The sequence below is a fragment of the Pseudomonas fluorescens genome (assembly GCF_902497995.1).
Classification (GTDB): domain Bacteria; phylum Pseudomonadota; class Gammaproteobacteria; order Pseudomonadales; family Pseudomonadaceae; genus Aquipseudomonas; species Aquipseudomonas fluorescens_BK.
The window spans coordinates 1-1,194 of record NZ_CABVII010000057.1 but is presented as its reverse complement, the minus strand read 5'-3'; the positions used below and the strand labels follow the sequence as shown (position 1 = coordinate 1,194).

Annotated in this window: 1 protein-coding gene; it reads right to left on the bottom strand. The window is 53.2% G+C overall.

Annotated elements, in window-relative coordinates; genetic code table 11:
• Positions 1-30: 30 nt before the first annotated feature.
• Entirely contained in the window at positions 31-978 is a 948-nt protein-coding gene (locus tag F8N80_RS30870; RefSeq protein ID WP_150744406.1) for an IS110 family transposase, read from the bottom strand.
• Positions 979-1,194 lie beyond the last annotated feature (216 nt).

Here is a 1,194-nt window from a genome sequence, read left to right as displayed (position 1 = left end):
TGTGGGAGATTCTATGGTTGAGGGGAAGCCTCAACCTGCTTTCGGTTGGTATTCGCTCTGCCCTTTCAGTAGGGCGAATACGATTCGAGCGAGTTTGCGAGCCAGTATCACCAGTGCTTGCGTGGTACTAAATCCTCGATCTCTTTGCTCCTGGTAAAACCCTTTCCAGGTTGACGTACGGCTGGCCGACATGGCCGCGTTGTGCAGAAGTCGGCGTGCCTCGGGATCTCCACGTTTGGTCAAGCTCCTTCGACCGTCTTTCTGTCCTGATTTCGAGACTCGCAAATCCATTCCTAGAAAAGCGATGAATGCGTCCGCGTTTCTGAAGTCGCCTCGTTGAAATGCCGCGATCAGGCGAGCGCCCGTCAGAAATCCGATCCCTTCAACTTTCATGCAGCGCTTTAACTGAGCGAGTAAGCCGGCCTCTTTCAAGTGATCATTAATCATCTTTTCGACCAGCACCTCAAGCTTCTGCATTGACGCTACTTGCGCGGCAAAGGCTGTTTTGAGTAGCGGTTCATTCGACCAGCTTTGCACCAAGCCAACTCGGGCCTGAACCAGTGCAGAACGACGGCGAAAAAGACTCAAAAGCCTGCGATACAGGGGGGACGGCGGGATCCACGGATGCAACTCTTCGTGTTCGTTCTTTAGGTAGCGAGCGAGCAATTTGGCATCCAGCGCATCGGTCTTCGCACGAATTTTCACGCCTTTGCGGTAATGGCTCAGCTCATAGCCATCCACCATGTAGATCGTGCAGCCGGCCTCATGGGCCAGATCGGCAAACTCTAAGTGATAGATATTGGTGGACTCAATGGCGACTTCGACAGCCCCTGGCAAGTCCTTCAGCCATCGCTTGATTGCCGTCTTGTTATTGGGAATCGTCTCAAGCAGATCCAGCTCAGCTTGAAAGATCACCAACTCGTTCTTGGCGACATCGACGCCAACGATTGGCGTCAAGACAGAAACCGGCATTGCCATTGAAATTCCCCCGAGATATGGTTTTGAACACTTGAAGGGCTCACCCAGGGGCGCAGGCTTGTTCCTATCGTCGGTCTTAGCCTGATGCATTCTTTATCGGCGCTTGGGTGAAAGGAGGAGGGGCGAAATCTCCCACGGATCTGTACTGCGTCAACAGTCAGAATCGGGCTTTGTCCCTTCTCCTCCCTTCAAGTCCTAGCATACAAGCGGGCTTGC

What these genes read in the sequence shown, in the direction of transcription:
- F8N80_RS30870 (WP_150744406.1), bottom strand. Translation starts at nt 978, where the DNA reads ATGGCAATGCCGGTTTCTGTCTTGACGCCAATCGTTGGCGTCGATGTC.